At 61.9% G+C, this 15,656-nt stretch carries 13 protein-coding genes; 6 read left to right on the top strand and 7 right to left on the bottom strand.

Going from position 1 to position 15,656, the window contains the following annotated elements:
- Positions 1–2: 2 nt before the first annotated feature.
- Genes argH through KUG85_RS03605 form a run of 4 tightly spaced genes read right to left on the bottom strand, consistent with a single transcriptional unit; the run spans position 3 to position 4,593 of the window.
- The gene (gene argH / locus KUG85_RS03620) at positions 3–1,490 is read right to left on the bottom strand and encodes an argininosuccinate lyase (RefSeq protein WP_223004153.1); all 1,488 of its coding nucleotides are present in this window, start codon (positions 1,488–1,490) and stop codon (positions 3–5) included.
- Positions 1,491–1,497: 7 nt separating this feature from the next.
- On the bottom strand, positions 1,498–2,379 hold the full coding sequence (locus KUG85_RS03615) for a carbohydrate ABC transporter permease (RefSeq protein WP_223004152.1): 882 nt from the start codon (positions 2,377–2,379) through the stop codon (positions 1,498–1,500).
- A 1-nt stretch (position 2,380) separates the two neighbouring features.
- Entirely contained in the window at positions 2,381–3,274 is an 894-nt protein-coding gene (locus KUG85_RS03610; protein WP_223004151.1) for a carbohydrate ABC transporter permease, read from the bottom strand.
- Between the two features lie 53 nt (positions 3,275–3,327).
- Entirely contained in the window at positions 3,328–4,593 is a 1,266-nt protein-coding gene (locus KUG85_RS03605) for an extracellular solute-binding protein (RefSeq protein WP_223004150.1), read from the bottom strand.
- Between the two features lie 148 nt (positions 4,594–4,741).
- Between KUG85_RS03605 and KUG85_RS03600 the strand changes: the two genes are divergently transcribed.
- From KUG85_RS03600 to KUG85_RS03590, 3 genes are read left to right on the top strand one after another with little or no spacing between them, the layout of a single operon-like run.
- Entirely contained in the window at positions 4,742–5,941 is a 1,200-nt protein-coding gene (locus KUG85_RS03600; protein ID WP_223004149.1) for an ROK family transcriptional regulator, read from the top strand.
- A gap of 19 nt (positions 5,942–5,960) precedes the next feature.
- The gene (locus tag KUG85_RS03595) at positions 5,961–8,315 is read left to right on the top strand and encodes a PIG-L family deacetylase (RefSeq protein WP_223004148.1); all 2,355 of its coding nucleotides are present in this window, start codon (positions 5,961–5,963) and stop codon (positions 8,313–8,315) included.
- On the top strand, positions 8,312–9,199 hold the full coding sequence (locus KUG85_RS03590; protein ID WP_223004147.1) for a DMT family transporter: 888 nt from the start codon (positions 8,312–8,314) through the stop codon (positions 9,197–9,199). Before KUG85_RS03595 ends, KUG85_RS03590 begins: the two co-directional genes overlap by 4 nt.
- A gap of 14 nt (positions 9,200–9,213) precedes the next feature.
- On the opposite strand, the gene KUG85_RS03585 is transcribed toward KUG85_RS03590, so the two are convergent.
- The 3 genes from KUG85_RS03585 to KUG85_RS03575 form a co-directional block, all read right to left on the bottom strand.
- Positions 9,214–10,749: a tripartite tricarboxylate transporter permease gene (locus KUG85_RS03585; RefSeq protein ID WP_025029766.1), complete on the bottom strand. Its 1,536-nt coding sequence runs from the start codon at positions 10,747–10,749 to the stop codon at positions 9,214–9,216.
- 15 nt (positions 10,750–10,764) lie between these two features.
- Entirely contained in the window at positions 10,765–11,196 is a 432-nt protein-coding gene (locus tag KUG85_RS03580; protein WP_223004146.1) for a tripartite tricarboxylate transporter TctB family protein, read from the bottom strand.
- Positions 11,197–11,279: 83 nt separating this feature from the next.
- Positions 11,280–12,254 carry a Bug family tripartite tricarboxylate transporter substrate binding protein gene (locus KUG85_RS03575; RefSeq protein WP_065817546.1) on the bottom strand — a complete coding sequence of 325 codons (975 nt, stop codon included), beginning with the start codon at positions 12,252–12,254 and terminating at the stop codon, positions 11,280–11,282.
- A gap of 168 nt (positions 12,255–12,422) precedes the next feature.
- On the opposite strand from KUG85_RS03575, the gene KUG85_RS03570 reads away from it, so the two are divergent.
- Genes KUG85_RS03570 through KUG85_RS03560 form a run of 3 tightly spaced genes read left to right on the top strand, consistent with a single transcriptional unit; the run spans position 12,423 to position 15,588 of the window.
- Positions 12,423–13,100: a response regulator transcription factor gene (locus tag KUG85_RS03570; RefSeq protein ID WP_223004145.1), complete on the top strand. Its 678-nt coding sequence runs from the start codon at positions 12,423–12,425 to the stop codon at positions 13,098–13,100.
- Positions 13,100–14,509 (top strand): sensor histidine kinase, encoded by a 1,410-nt coding sequence (locus KUG85_RS03565; RefSeq protein WP_223004144.1) that lies wholly within the window; start codon positions 13,100–13,102, stop codon positions 14,507–14,509. The genes KUG85_RS03570 and KUG85_RS03565 overlap by 1 nt, the downstream gene beginning before the upstream one ends.
- Positions 14,506–15,588, top strand: coding sequence for an ABC transporter substrate-binding protein (locus tag KUG85_RS03560; protein WP_223004143.1), 1,083 nt, complete (start codon positions 14,506–14,508; stop codon positions 15,586–15,588). The genes KUG85_RS03565 and KUG85_RS03560 overlap by 4 nt, the downstream gene beginning before the upstream one ends.
- Positions 15,589–15,656: the final 68 nt, after the last annotated feature.

Below are 15,656 nucleotides of genomic sequence, written 5' to 3'. Positions count from 1 at the left end.
GTCTACTCCTGCAAGAGAGCGCCGAAGGCGGCATCGAGCGCGGCTCCGGCTTTTTCGGCGCGGACAAGGTCCGCTGCCTGTTGTTCTGAAAGGCGGGTGAGGGTGGCGCGATAGGTTTGAAGCGCCTCGTTCATGGCTTCGGGCGCAGGGCCACCGAAACGCTCGCGCACCGCCACGAAATGGCGCGCGCTGACGGCCTCGCCGTAGGCTGCGGGGTCGAGCGTGCTGTCGCGCCTGGTCAGTTCCCTGAAAGCCTTGGAGAAGGCTTCGAACCCTTCGCCGAGCGGTTTGCCAGCGGCGATGACGGCGCGGGCCGTGGCGGCGGCGATCTCATGCGCCTGCCGGAAAGAGAGCCCCTCGCGGCGCACCAGCGTATCGGCGAGTTCCGTCACGGTGATGCAGGCGGCGTCGATGTTTCTGGCCACGCGCTCGCCGTCGATGGAAACGGCGCTGATCAGGGCTGCCAGAAGGTCGAGCACACGTGCGCCGCTGTGGAAAGCCGCATAGCCGGCCACCTGAACCTCTCCCTCACTGTCATTCATGTCGGTGAAGGGCGTGTTGTGCATCGTGTTCACGACCGCATCGGCCCGACCGCAGGTCATGGAAGCGAGATGGCGCAGGTGCTCGATGGGCACCGGATTGCGCTTTTGCGGCATGATGGACGAAATCTGCACAAGGCTGCCGGGCACATGAAGCTGTCCCACCTCGAAGGCCGACCAGAACTGCATGTCCTGGATGAGGCGGCCAAGGTGAAGGAAGGTGAGCTTCATCGCGCTGTAGAGGCCGGTGACATAGTCAACGGATGCAATACAGCCATAGGAATTGCGCAACGGCTCGGAGAAGCCCAGCAGATCGGCCATGCGGGCGCGGTCGATGGGGAAGCCGCTGGTGGTGATCGCGGCAGCGCCCATCGGGCAATGGTCGATATTGGCGCGGGCCGCCTGAAGGCGCTCGATGTCGCGCAGAAGCACCTCGACGGCGGCCGACAGGTAGTGGCCGAAGGTCGAGGGCTGGGCCGGCTGGCCGTGCGTGTAGGCAACGACCAGCGTGTCGCGCTCGGCCTCGGCCTTGGCGATCAGAGCGGAGGCCAACGCGTGCGCCTTGCCGATCAGCGTGTCGGCATGGTGCTTCAAGGTCAGTTTGAAGACCGTGTGGTCCATGTCATTGCGCGAGCGGGCCGTGTGCAGCATGCCGGCGAGATCCGGGCCAAGCCGCTTTTTGAGCTCCGCCTCGACGAGGAAGAAATAGTCTTCCACCTCGCCGGTATAGGTGAGGGCGTCGACATCGACCGTCTCGTCAATGTCGACAAGGGCCGCAGCGATGCGGGCGGCGTCATCACGGGAAAGGATGCCGGTCTCCGTCAGCATCACCAGATGCGCCCGGTTGATGGCGCGGAACGCGCCGACATAGTTGGCCTTCACGTCTTCAAAGAGCGGTGCCAGCACCGTGTCCTTGTAGACGGGGTGAGGGAATTTTTCGTTGAGGCTCATCGTGCGCTTATCCCTTGAGGCCGGCCATGACAACGCCGCGAATGATGAAGCGCTGGAAGATGAGGAAGACGACCAGCGTCGGCAGCGTGGAGATGGCCGCACCCGTCATGATCAGTTCCCAGGCCACGTCCACCTCGTCGCCGAAGCTCGAAAGCCCGACCGGCAGCGTGTACATCTCCACCGAATTGGTGACGATCAACGGCCAGATGAAAGCGGTCCAGTTGCCGAGGAAGACGAAGATCGCGAGGGCTGCAAGCGCCGGGCGCACGAGCGGCATGGCCACCTGCCACCAGATCTGGAATTCGTTCAGCCCGTCGATGCGCGCAGCTTCCAGGAAATCGTCGGGAACGGTCTCGAAGAACTGCTTCATGAGGAAGGTGCCGAAGGCGGTCATGACCCCCGGGAACATGATGCCCCAATAGGTGTCGAGCCAGCCAAAGCTCTTGCTCATGAGATACCACGGGATGACCAGCATCTCGGTCGGGATCATCAGCGTTGAGAGAATGGCGATGAAGACCAGATAGCGGCCGGGAAACTTGAACTTACACAGCGCATAGCCCACCAGCGCGTCGAAGAAGACGGCGGATGCGGTGGTGATAATGGAGATCACCAGCGAGTTGACGAACCAGCGGTAGAAGCGTCCGTCTTCGAGCACATAGGTGTAGTTCTCGATCGTCGGCTCTTCGGGGATCAGGTTCAGATTGTAGACCTCGAAGGGGAATTTCAGCGAGGTCGAGATCATGAACACGATGGGCATGATCATGAGAATGCCGCCGCCGAACAGAAGCGCCCAGCGGATGAACTGGCCCATATTGCGCCGCGAACTGCGCGAGGAACCGGAGAAAAGCGCGTCCGTGGACGCTTTGACTGCAATGTCCTGACTGGCCATGTCAGCTATCCTTCAAAAGTCGAAGCTGGATCAGGCTGACGACCAGCAGAATGGTGAAGAGCACGACGGTCTGCGCCGCCGCATAGCCCATGTTGAAACCGTTGAAGGCGGTGTCGTAGATCAGGAGCACCAGCGGCTTGGTGGCGTTGAGCGGGCCGCCCGGATTGTTGGTGGTCATGTTGAAGACCTGATCGAAGATCCGCAGGAAACCGATCGAGGAGAAGACGACCAGGAACACGATGGTGGGCTTCAGAAGCGGGATGGTGATCTCGGTGAGAACCGTCCAGGTGGACACGCCATCGATGCGCGCAGCCTCGTAGTAACTCTGTGGAATGGCGCGCAGGCCGGCCATGAAGATGATGACCTGAAAGCCGAGACCGGCCCAGACCGCGCAGGCCAGAACAGAGGGCAGGGCGTTGGTCGTCGAGCTCAAAAATTCGATCTGACTGATGCCGAAGCTTGCCAGAAAATTGTTGAACACGCCGATGGGGACCGGCTGGTAGAACCAGCGCCAAACCCAGGCCATGGCCACCGCACTTGTCATGAAGGGCAGGAAATAGAGCGCACGGATGGTGCCGTGCATGAAGCGCACCTTGTCGAGGTGATAGGCGATGATGAAGGACAGGACGAGGCTGACCGGCGTACCCAGGATCAGATACATGAAAGTGTTCTTGAACACTTTCCAGAAGACCGGATCGCTGAACAGCTTGGCGTAGTTTTCAAGGCCCACATATTTCCGGTCGCCGAGCAGGTTCCATTCCTGAAAGGAAAGGACGAACGCGTTGGCTGTCGGATAAAAGCGGATGACGACGTAGAAGAGAACCGGCAGCGCAAGGAATATCCAGGCCCAGACGATCTGCTTCTGCGAGATGGTGAGATTGTTGTAAAAGCGCATGGCCCCGTCCCGAATTTCGTTGGGCGCCCGGCGGACCGGACGCCCCAAAGGCCTTATTTCTTGTAGTATTCGTCGAGGATTTTCTGCTCTTCCTCGGCGGCCTGTGCGACGCTCTCTTCAAGCGCCTGGCCCTGCAGCTCGATGCGCTGCATCATGTCCACCATGGCCTGACGCTGGGCGCTCTCATTGGCAAAAACGGTGGTCTTTGCGTATTCCAGGCCCTTGATGAAGGGGCCGTAGACCGGATGATTGACGTTTTCATCAGTCATGGCGGCAGACGGCTTTGCGGGCAGCTCGCCGACGGTCTCAAGCCAGATCTGCATGGCCTCGTCGGAGGTGAGATACTCCATGAACTTGACGGCAGCGTCGAACTTCTCGCCTTCCGCTTTGGAGGTGATGGCGTTCACCCAGTAGGAGGAATAGTTCGATTTGGTGCCGTCAGGACCGGCGGGAAGCTCGGCCACGCCCCATTTGAGGCCGCGCACGCTTTCGAGCGCGCCGATGCGGAATGAGCCGTCAATGTGCATGCCGGCGCGACCGGCCTTGAAGGCGGCCTGCGGCTCATCCATGAAGGCGGCCTTGGTCACGCCATGCTTGGCCTGCAAATCATTATAGAAACCAAAGGCTTTCAGCCCGGCCTCGTTGTTGTAGTTGACCTTCTTGTAGTCATCCAGATAGGGCTCGCCGCCGAACTGGCGGATCAACACTTCGCGGATCCAGTGATGGTCCTGCGCGGTCATGCCGGTGGTGATGCCGACGGCGGTAAGGTTCCCGGCACCGTCCTTCTTGGTCAGTTTTTTCGCGGCTTCAACGAATTCGTCGAGATTGGCCGGTGGGTTCTCGATGCCGGCTTCCTCGAACATGCGCTCATTGTAGAACAGCGCCAGCGAGCGCACGGCAGTCGGCAGCGCCCAGTAGCTGTCGCCCATCCGCATCGCCTTGACCATGGGGAAGAACTCTTCCTCGATCTTTTCCGGCGGGAAGGTGTCGGCGGGCAGCGGCTGGATCAGCTCGGCTTCTACATAATCGTTCAGCCAGCCATAGAAGAGCTGGACGACGTCGGGGCCCTGACCGGCCGGAATGGCAGCGGCTACCTTGGTGCGATAGCTGTCATAGGGGAAATGCGTCATCTTGACGGTGATGTCGGGATTGGCTGCCTCGAAATTCTCGATCAGCTTGTCCATCGCATCGACGCGCGCTTCGAAGAAATACTGCCAGTACTCGATCTCGACCGCTGATGCGCCACCCGCGCCAGCAGCCATGGTCATGGCTGCCGTAGCGGCACCCAGCATGAAGGTCCGTAGTCTGTTGCGTTTCATTCTGTTTGCTCCCTTTGATCGCCAGCCAAATCCTGTCTGGCAAAGCAGTCACCCTCTGTTCATCCGTCTCGATGAGGCGGCATGTCCATTCGCTGACGATTAACTCAATCAAGTTGAATATTCAAGTAAGTTGAATTAATAAGCGCATATGAAGATCAGTAGCCCCCGTCGCATCGTAGGATCGAACGCTGAACGCACGCGCCTGCACAACCGCCAGGTCGTGCTCGGCCACGTGCGTGAACGGCAGCCCATAGGGCGTGCGGAGATTGCACGCATCTCGGGTCTGTCCATTCAGGCGGTCAGCAACATCATTGCCGAACTGGAGGAAGACAGGCTTCTGATCGAAGCCGGGCGGCAGTCGGAGGGGCGGGGCCTTCCGGTTCTGAAATACCGGCTCAATGCGGACGGCGCGGTGGCGCTCGGCATCGAGGTCAGGCCGGACGCGATGTTTGGCGCACTGGTGAACCTCGAAGGCGAGACGCTGTTCACCACGCGCGAGGCATTGTCGGACAATGCACCTTCCACAGTCGTTTCGGTGGCCCGGCGCATTCGTGCCAGCGCGCTTGAGGGGCGTTGTGGCAAGGCCCAGAGGATTCTTGGGGCCGGCGTTGTGATGCCTGGTCCCTTCGGCAAGGTTGGGATTTCAGGCGCGGGTCAATCGGCGCTTCATGGCTGGGAGGAAAGCGATCCCGTTGCCGTGTTCGAGGAAGCGCTCGATATGCCCGTGGTCGTTGAAAATGACGCGACGGCTGCTGCCGTGGCCGAGCGCGTGCGCGGCGTCGCAACGGGGCTTCGCACCTTCTGCTTTCTCTATTTCGGAGCCGGACTGGGTCTGGGCGTGGTCGCCGAGGGCGAGGTCCAGCGTGGTGCTTTCGGCAATGCGGGTGAAATCGGCCATGTCATTGTCCGGCCCGGCGGGCGGCTTTGTGCCTGCGGGAACCATGGCTGCCTCGAAACCTATGCAAGCCGCATTGCTGCGCGCAGCAAGCTTGCGGGTGCGGGCATCGAGATCGGCAGCGCTTCCGACATCGAAAACCTCTACAAAGCGGGCAACGCGCATTTGATGGAGTGGATCGAAGAGGCTTCAGGTCCGCTCTCGCAGGCCGTTGGCCTGATCGAAAACCTCTTCGATCCCGAAACCGTCATTCTTGGCGGTGCCATGCCGGATGCCGTTCTCGATCACCTCATTGCCACGCTCGATCTTCCCGGCGGCTCCGTTGCTGCGCGGGCCGGACGGAGCACGCCGCGCGTTCAGCGCGGTGCCTGCGGGCGCCTCACCGCCGCTCTCGGCGGGGCAGCACTCGTCATTCACGACACCATCACACCGCGCATTGCCGCAAAAACTTGATTCTCTGGGAGGTTCACAAATGCCCGTTTCCGATCAGGAGCGCATCGCCGCGCAGGTGCGCAATCCGCGCATCGTCAGGCTCTGGCAGGCGCTCGCGCCGCTGAAATCCTGCGTCTCCTTCATGAACACGGGCGCACATCCCGATGACGAGACGTCGGAAATGCTGGCGGCTCTGGCCCTGCGCGACGGCATTGCGATCTCCTTTGCCTGCGCCAATCGCGGCGAGGGCGGACAGAACGCCATCGGCTCCGAGGTGACACATGATCTGGGCGTGGTGCGCACGGCGGAAATGGAGCGCGCCGCCGAAGTGATGAACCTCAATCTCTATTGGCTATCGGAAACGCCCGACGACACGATCTTTGATTTCGGCTTTTCAAAACGCGGCACCGAGACACTTGAAAAATGGGGTCGTGAGCGCACGCTCAAACGCTTTGTCGAGATCATCCGCACGGAGCGACCGGATATCATCTGCCCCACATTCCTGGATGTTCCTGGGCAGCACGGGCATCACCGGGCGATGACCGAGCTTGCCCATGACGTGATGAGCGCGGCCGCCGATCCGGCATTTCCGGGCGTGGATCTGCCGGTGTGGCAGGTGAAGAAGCTCTACCTTCCCGCATGGTCAGGAGCGGGAGACAATTACGATGACGACCTGCCGCCGCCCAGCGCCACGCTGACAGTTAAGGGCACCGGACAAGACCCGGTAACGGGCTGGAGCTGGGCGCAGATCGGTGAACAGTCGCGCGCTTTCCATCTGACGCAGGGGATGGGTCGCTGGGTGCCGAATGGTGAAGAGCGCGATTGGCCGCTGCATCTGGTGCGTTCCGAGGTGGACGGGCCGGACAAGCAGATCACGGACGGGCTGCCTGCGACGCTGGCCGATCTGGCTTCCTTTGCCGGTGCGCCTGAAATTGCCGATGATCTTCAAGCGGCGCACTCGGCCTGTGATGCAGCATTCGAGGCATTTCCGGATATGGAAGAGGTGGCGCGTCAGGCGGCCTTGGCCCTCAAGGCGGTGCGTGCTGCCCGCGATGCCTGCCCCGACAAGGCACGTGAAGAGGTGCAGCACCGCCTCGCGGCAAAGGAAGTGCAGCTGTCTCACGTTTTGCGGATTGCCACTGGTGTGGAGGTGCGCGCCCGGCTTGAACGCGATGTCCTGCGGCCCGGTGACAGTGTGGCGCTGACGATTGAAAGCTCCGGGCCGGATTCAGATGTATCGCCGGTTCTTCCGAAGGGCTGGCGCTTTGCAGATGGCGTTGTGCAGGTGCCGGTGGATGCCGAAAGCACGGATTGCTATCCGGCCACATATCGACCCGGTGTGGCACGCCTGCCGGCCATTCGTGTCGGTGTGACCGTCGATGGCGTTTCTTCTGAAACACTTTTGCCGCTGGAGCGGGCACCGGTCGTGCTTCCTGCACGGTCGGCAACACTTTCTCCCGACCGTGCATTGATCAATGCCGCCTCGGAGTTGCGCCAGATCGATCTGCGTGTTTCCGAGCTTTTTCCTCGGTCGGGAAAAGTGGGGCTGGACTTGCCGTCCGGCTGGAGCGCAATACCCGCCACCGAGGGTTTTCTGGTGGAGGCACCACGGGACGTAGCGGCAGGCCTTTACGATCTTTCCCTAAAGATTGACGGGGCGCCCGCCGAAACCGTCAAACGAATTGCCTATCCACATATAGGCGAACGCGCACGCGCGTTTCCGGCCCAGTTGTCGGTGCGGGTTCTGGACGTGGAACTCCCGGATGTGCGGGTGGGCTATGTCGGTGGCGGTAACGACCGCGTGGGTCACTGGCTCAGGGCTCTCGGCCTCGAGGTGACCGAGTTGGCGGACAGTGACCTTACGGAAGAAGGGCTGAAAGACATCGACACGATCGCGGTGGGCATCTTTGCGATGCGTGCGCGACCGGCGCTCAAAAATGCCATGCCGCTGGTGCATCGCTGGGTGGAGGAGGGCGGCAATCTCGTCACGCTCTATCACCGCCCATGGGATGACTGGGATCCGGAGACGGTGCCGCCGCGCCGGCTGGAGATCGGCAAGCCATCGCTGCGCTGGCGGGTGACGGACGAGCATGCGCAGGTAACGCATCTCGCGCCCGAGCATCCGCTGCTCAACACGCCAAACCGCATCACGGATGAGGACTGGAAGGACTGGCATAAGGAGCGCGGGCTTTATTTTGCCAAGAGCTGGGATGAAGCCTATGAGCCGCTTCTCTCGATGGCCGATCCCGACGAGGCGGCACATGAGGGCGCGCTTCTCTCGGCCCGCATCGGCAAGGGGCGGCACACGCATGTTGCGCTCATCCTGCACCATCAGATGGAGAAGCTGGTACCGGGCGCATTCCGCCTGATGGCGAACCTTGTGGCAAGGCCGTGAGCGCAGGCGCTACGGCAAAGGACAATCTGCGCGCCGGCGCATGGCTTCTGGCGGATATGGGCCTGAACATCTGGGCCATATCGATCGTCAAGGCGATGGGCGCCGGCTATCCGCCGTGGCAACTCGTCTTCCTGCGCGCCCTGGTCGGGTTTGGCCTGATCCTGCCATGGCTTGCGCGCCAGCCCGCGGTGCTGACACGGATCGACCGGGTGCCACTGCATGTGTTCCGTGTCATTCTTTCAGCGGTGGCGCTGACGGGCGGGTTTTACGCGGTCGCGCATCTGCCGCTCGCACTCTACATGACGATGAATTTCACGCGGCCGGTGGTTCTGGTGGCGCTTTCGGCTTTGATCCTGCGCGAAGCGGTTTCCGGCTCGCGCTGGCTGGCGGCAGGGCTGGGCCTCGTGGGCGCGTTCATCGCCGCAAGCCCGGGCAATGTTCCGTGGACGCCCGCGCTTCTGGCAGCACTCGCCGCCGTACTGGCCGGAACCGGCGCCATTATCGTCACACGACAGCTCAAGGGAACGCCACCGGTTGTCATGATGCTGTTCTATACGGGCGGGCTTGCGCTGATCACCGCGTGGCCGGCGCTCTCGGGCTGGCAGCCGGTCGCCGCGGGGCACTGGCCGTTTCTTCTGGCGGTGGGCGTTTTTTCGCAGGCCGCGCAGTTCTGTTTCCTGCGCGCGCACTGGCTGGGCGATGCCGGTTTTCTCGGGCCGCTCGGCTATTCGAGCCTCGTTCTCTCCGGGCTAGTCGGCTACGTCTTCTTTGGCGAAATACCCAGCCTCAACACGGTGATCGGCGCGTTGATCATCGTTCTTGCAACGGGGTTCCTGACATTGAGAACGGCGCGGCTCAGGAGCCACGCCGCCTCAGGCAGTTGATCTGAAAGCGCCGGTCAGTCAGGATCGGCGCCTTCCGCGATGGGCTCATCGGCGATTTTCGGCCTGAAGTAACGGCCGACGATGAGCGGCAGGACAAAGCCGACAATGGCAAAGGTCCAGAGGCCGATGGCCAGCCACGAGTTGAACAGCATCGTCCAGTCGCCATCATGAATGGTCATGGCGCGGCGCAGATTCTTCTCCATCTGGTCGCCCAGCAACACGCCGAGAATTATCGGCACCAGCGGCACGTCGAGCTTTCGCAGGACCCAGCCCATCACACCGAAGATGACCATTACCACCAGATCGAAGGTGGATCCTGAAATGCCATAGATGCCGACGAAAGAAATCATCGCCACGGCAGGCATCAGATAGCGTGTCGGGATCAGGAGAACCCGCACGAAAAGCGATACAAGCGGCAGGTTCATGGCCAGAAGCATGATGTTGCCGATGAAGAGCGCGGCGATCAGGCCCCAGACCACATCCGGGTTCTGCTGGAAGAGCAGGGGGCCGGGCGTGATGTTGAGCGCGAGCAGCATGGCGAGCAGGACGGCCGTCGTGCCGGAGCCGGGAACGCCAAGCGCCAGCATAGGCACAAGTGCGCCGCCAGCCGCCGAATTGTTGCCGGCTTCCGGTGCTGCCACGCCGCGCGGGTCGCCCTTTCCGAACGTGCCGTTGCGGTCGGAGATACGCTTTTCGAACGTGTAGGAGATGAAGGAGCCGAGCGAGGCACCGGCTCCCGGCAGCACGCCTGCAATGAAGCCGAAGATGGTGGAGCGGCCCATGGCGGGGATCGTCTCGCGCACCATCTTCCATGGCGGCACGATGCGGCCCACCTTCACGGCCTTGTCGCCGGCACCGCTTCCCGCCCGGTGTTCCAGGAAGATGAAAACCTCCGAGAGTGCGAAGAGGCCAACGATTGCGACCAGAAAATCGATGCCGTCATAAAGATGCACTTCACCAAACGAGAAGCGCGGAACGCCCGTCTGGCCATCGACGCCGATGGTGGCGATGCCCAGTCCGAGAACGGCGGCGAGTGCCGCTTTTGCCTGGTTTCGGCTTGCAATGCCGCCAAGTGTGGCAAAGGCCAGCACGAACAGCGCGAAATACTCGGCCGGTCCAAACAGCAGCGCGACCTTGACGAGCTGCGGTGCCAGGAAGACCAGCCCCCATGTGGCGAAGAAGGCGCCGACAAAGGAGGCGAGACCGGAAATGGCAAGCGCTTCGCCGGCCTTGCCCGCCTTCGCCATCGGGTGCCCGTCGAGCGTTGTCATGAGGGCCGGTTCGTCGCCTGGTATGTTGAGCAGGATTGACGAGATACGGCCACCATACATGGCGCCATAATAGACGCTGGTCAGAAGGATGAGCGCTGGCGTGGCCGGCAGGCCAAGTGTGAAGGCGAGCGGTATGAGGATCGCAACGCCGTTTGAAGGGCCGAGCCCCGGCAGAGCACCGATGATGGTGCCGAGAAAGCACCCGATCAGAGCCAGAAACAGGTTCTGCCAGGTGAGCGCGACGGCAAATCCGTCTGCGAGTGAAGCGAGTGTGTCCATGAAGGGCCTCCCGTCTCAGAAGCCCCAGGGGCCGCGTGCCAGCGACAGCCCCAGGACGAGATGGAAAATGACATAGATGCCGACGGCAATCATCACGCCGGCGGTGAAGGCAGCTACCGGATGGGAGCCCAGGCGCCAGGAGAGATAGCTCGCCGCAACAGCGGTGCAGGCGACGAAGCCGTATTCCTTGAGAAACAGCGCGTAAGCGATCATCACGGCGGTGGCCATGCCGATCTCGAAAAGGCGTGAGAAAGTGGGCCATTCGGGCTCGGTGTCCGGTTTTAGGACGATGATCGCGCTGGAAATCGCCAGCACGGTGCCGATCATGAATGGAAAGGCCTTTGGTCCGAACGGATCGGAAATGAAGCTCAGCTCGATCTGCGTTGCCTGCCACATATAAAAGGCGGCGAGAAGGAAGCCGAAGACCCCGAAGATACGGTCGCTCATGACGGACGCGCTCCCCTGATTGTTCTTGATACAATTCGGGCCTGCGGGATGTCCCGGCAGGCCCGAGTGAGTTCCGTCGCGTGTTACTTCACGATGCCGATCTGCTTCGACAGATCGGTGATGGAAGCGATGGATTCCTTCACGAAGGCCTGAAACTCCTCACCCTGCAGGTTGAGCGGGGCGAGGCCGTTCTGCGCCATGACTTCCTTCCACTCGTCGGATGCATAGACCTTGCTGACGGCATCGACCCAGTAGGCGTAGGCGTCATCCGACATGTCGCCGGGCGCGTAGAAGCCGCGCCAGTTGGCGCCGATCACGTCGATGCCCTGCTCCTTTGCCGTCGGGAAGGACGAGAAATCGCCTTCGAGGCGTTCTGGCGCGAGAACGGCAATCACCTTGATATCGCCGGAATCGACGAAGCCCTTGGCCTCCGAAGCATCACCCGTGAAGGCCTGGACGGAACCGGCCAGAAGCTGGGTGACTGCCTCGCCGCCGCCGTCGAAGGCAACATATTTCACCTGACGAACATCCTCGATACCGGCCTTGGACGCAGCGATCAGCACCTTGAGGTGATCCCAGCCACCAACGGCGGAACCGCCCGCGACCGATACCGCAGAGGGATCAGCCTTGATCTTGTCCATCAGTTCAGGAAGCGTGTTGATCGGCGAATCCTTGGCAACCGCGATCACGCCGTAATCCGCACCGACCGAACCCACCCAGCGCACCTGGTCCATGGTGTTGCCGGGGAAGGCACCCTGCGCGAGGCGTGTGGCCGTGGCCGAAGAGGCGGCGACGATCAGGTTGTTCTCGGAGTTGCGCTTGCCGACCACTTCAGCAAAGGCAACGCCGCCGCCACCGCCGGCAACATTGGAAACCTGCATCGTGCCGGGCACAAGCTTCAGATCCTGAAGTGTCTTGCCGACCTGGCGGCAGGTGAAATCCCAGCCGCCGCCGGGGTTGGCGGGGGCGATGCACTCGGTGTTGTTCGGTTCGAACGCGAACGCCGACAGGCTGGATGCGAGCGTGAAGACGGCCGCGAGGCCGAGCAGCTTTTTCATCGATTTTCTCCTCCTTGAGTGATTTCACCGAGACATGGCGAAATCGTCCTCAAACTTTTCAATACCGCCGCCCTCCCATTGGCCGGAACGGTATGACACGAGATTGTTCTCATGACGAATGAGAGCCTATAGGGTAAGCCTGTCAACAAGCTGTCATTGTCTGAAAAAATGCATTTCTTGATTGTCGAAGACACGCGCGATGTCGCTGAGGCCATAGAACGGCGGCTTGAAAAAGCCGGCCATGTGAGCGATCGCGCCGAAACGCTGGAGGACGCGGAGCATTTCGTTGCAATGGCGCACCACGATCTGATCGTGCTCGACATCAACCTTCCGGACGGGTCGGGGATTGCGTTCCTCAAAAAGCTACGGGCCGCGGGAAACCGCGTGCCGGTGCTTGTGCTGACGGCCAGGCTCGCCGTGAACGACAAGATCGATGCGCTCGATCTGGGCGCCGACGACTACATGATCAAACCGTTCGATCTGGGCGAGCTTGAAGCGCGCATTCGCGCAATCATCCGCCGGCGCAGCGGCGATGCCGACCGCACGCTGGTCGTGGGAAAGCTGACCTTCGACATGGCCGCCCGCCGGGTCCTGATCGATGGAGAACCCTGCGAACTGACGCGAAGAGAGCAGACACTTCTGGAGATCTTTCTCACCAACCGCGATCGGGTGCTTGAGAAGGAAGACCTGCTGACACGGCTTTTCGGCCATGACGAAGAACGCAATCCAAACGCGGTCGAGCTCTATGTCGGGCGCCTGCGGCGCAAGATCGAGGGATCGGGCCTTGAAATCCGGACATTGCGCGGCCTTGGCTATCAGGCAGTTACGATGGAGCCGGGGACCTGATGGCGCATCCCGTGCGTCAGGCCGTACCCGGTCGCAGCCTGTCGATCGCCTATCGCCTGACGATCTCGCTCACCCTGGTGCTCACGCTGGCTGTCGGCGCCACCATCTATGCGGCCTATGGCTATGGACGGCAGGCGGCCAACGAGGCGTTCGACCGGCTGCTTCAGGGGGCCGCGCTGCAGATTGCGGAGCGCATCTTCGTCATCGAGGGCGAGGTGCGCGTCGACATACCTGTTTCGGCGTTTGAACTTCTGTCGCTCGCCAAGGATGAGCGTGTGTTCTATCGCGTCGCGCAACCCGACGGGACGACCCTTACGGGTTACGAGGACTTTCCGATGCCCGAGGCGGATACGATCCCCGAAGGCGGTTTTGCCTATGAGGTGGACTTCGGCGGCGAGCGGGTGCGCGCGCTTGCCATGTTGCGCAGGCTTGCCGAACGCGCGGTGAGCGGCGACATATACATCGTTGTCGCGCACACGACCGGAAGCCGCGAGCAACTGGCCCGCAGCATGGCCACACAGGCGGTTGCGGTCATCGCCGGCGCCGGTTTTGCCATCCTTGTCCTGGCGTTGCTTGCCATGCGCTATGCCATGCGGCCGCTGGAACGCATTCAGACGGCGATTCTCGAGCGGGATCCGCTCGATCTTTCGCCCTTTTCCATGCATGCGCCCGACGAGGTGTCGGCGCTGGTGGCCTCCATCAACCGGTTCATGGGGCGTCTCGACCGGCGTGTGCGTGCCATGCAGGATTATGTTGCCGACTCCGCCCATCAGATACGCACCTCCATCACCGCCCTCAGGGCGCATAGCGAACTTGCGCTGGATGAAGACGACCCGCAGCGGCTGAAAGCGCTGCACCGCCGCATTCGCAGCCGCGCCATCGGTCTGAACCGTCTGACGGACCAGCTCCTGAGCCATGCGCTCGTGACGCATCGCGCCGACACCGCCCGCCTCGAACCCCTCGACCTCCGGCGCATCGCTGTCGGCGCGGAACGCGATTTCGTTCAGATCGTGGGTGGTCGAAAGCCGCGCATACGGCTCGATCTGCCGGAAGAGCCCGTCATGGTGCATGGAGATGCGTTCAGCCTGCGCGAGGCTGTCAAAAACCTGTTGAACAACGCTCATGCGCATGGAAAACCGCCCATCGATCTGGTGGTCGCGTTGAGCGACGACCGTGCACGCATCGCGGTTACCGATCAGGGTGAGGGGCTGCCCGCCAGCGATCCTGCGGATATCGGCCACCGTTTCGCAATCAATCCCAACAAGCCGGAAAGCGCCGGGCTGGGGCTCGCAATCGTGCGGGAGGTGGCAGAGTTCCACCATGGGCGCATTATGCTGGATCGCGGTGCCGGAGGCTTTACCATCAGCCTCGATCTGCCGCTCGCACGGGAAGGAGCGGAAGCGCCATGAGACGCCTGATTACCGGTCTTTTCCTGCTTCTCATATCGTTCGCGCCGGTGGCGGGCATGGCTGAAGACACGCTGTTTGAAGCGACCGGCGAGGGGAGCGAGACCCTGGTTATCGGCAGCGTGACGGACCTGGTCTTCATCGAGCCGCTGATCCGCGAATTTCAGCGCGCCAATCCCTCGACGGCGGTTGTCTATCGTCAGATGACCAGTCTCGATCTCTATGCGGCTGTCGCGGAGGCCTGCGAAGCAGGGACATTCTTCGCCGATACGGTGATTTCGTCCGCCATTCCCGAACAGGTGCGCCTCGTCAACGATGGCTGCTCGGAGCCGTTCCGTTTCAGTCTGCCCCCGGACTTGCCGGACTGGGCTTCCTGGCGCAACGAGCTTGTCGGCTTGACCTTCGAGCCCGCCGTCATCGTCTATGACAGGCAGGGACTGAGACCCGGGGAAGTGCCCCGCAATCGTTTTGAACTGGTCGACCTTCTGCGCCAGACGGAGCGCTTTCGCGGCCGCATCGGCACCTACGATATCGAGAGCTCGGGCGTCGGATACATCTTCGCATTCGAGGATGCCGCACAGGCTTCCACATGGGGGCGGTTGCTGGAAAGCCTTGGGCAGAACCAGGCAAAACTTTTCTGCTGCAGTTCCGAGGTGATCGACGGTGTGCGGACCGGGCGTCTGGTGCTCGGCTACAACGTCCTGGGCTCCTATGCCCTTGCCCGCCAGGAAGAGGACCCGCGGATCGGCATCATCTTTCCCTCCGACTATACGCTTGCCCTGTCGCGCGCTGCGTTCGTCTCGCGTCACGCGCGCAACAAGCGTGCTGCCAACGCGCTGATCGCACTTGCACTGACCGATACCGGGCAACGGCTTCTCTCCGGACCGTCACGCCTGTTTTCATCGCTCAACGGTCCCGAAATGCTCAATCTCATCGACACCGGGACAGGACCGACAGCGGGAGAGGCCGCATTCCGGCCCATAGCGCTTTCTCCAGCACTTCTGGTTGGTCTCGATCAGGCCAAGCGCCGGGCGTTTCTGGACCAGTGGCGCAAATCCTTTCAGGCCGGCGGTGGAGAGTAGACGGGACCCTATTTGCTTTCCGAAGGAGCTTGGCTAATCATGCAGCTCAACACCGGAGGGGGATCGGG

This window comes from Nitratireductor rhodophyticola, from assembly GCF_019891355.1.
In the GTDB taxonomy this organism is placed as follows: Bacteria; Pseudomonadota; Alphaproteobacteria; order Rhizobiales; family Rhizobiaceae; genus Nitratireductor; species Nitratireductor rhodophyticola.
Note: the sequence above shows the minus strand (reverse complement) of the source record. Positions and strands in the feature narration are given on the sequence as shown.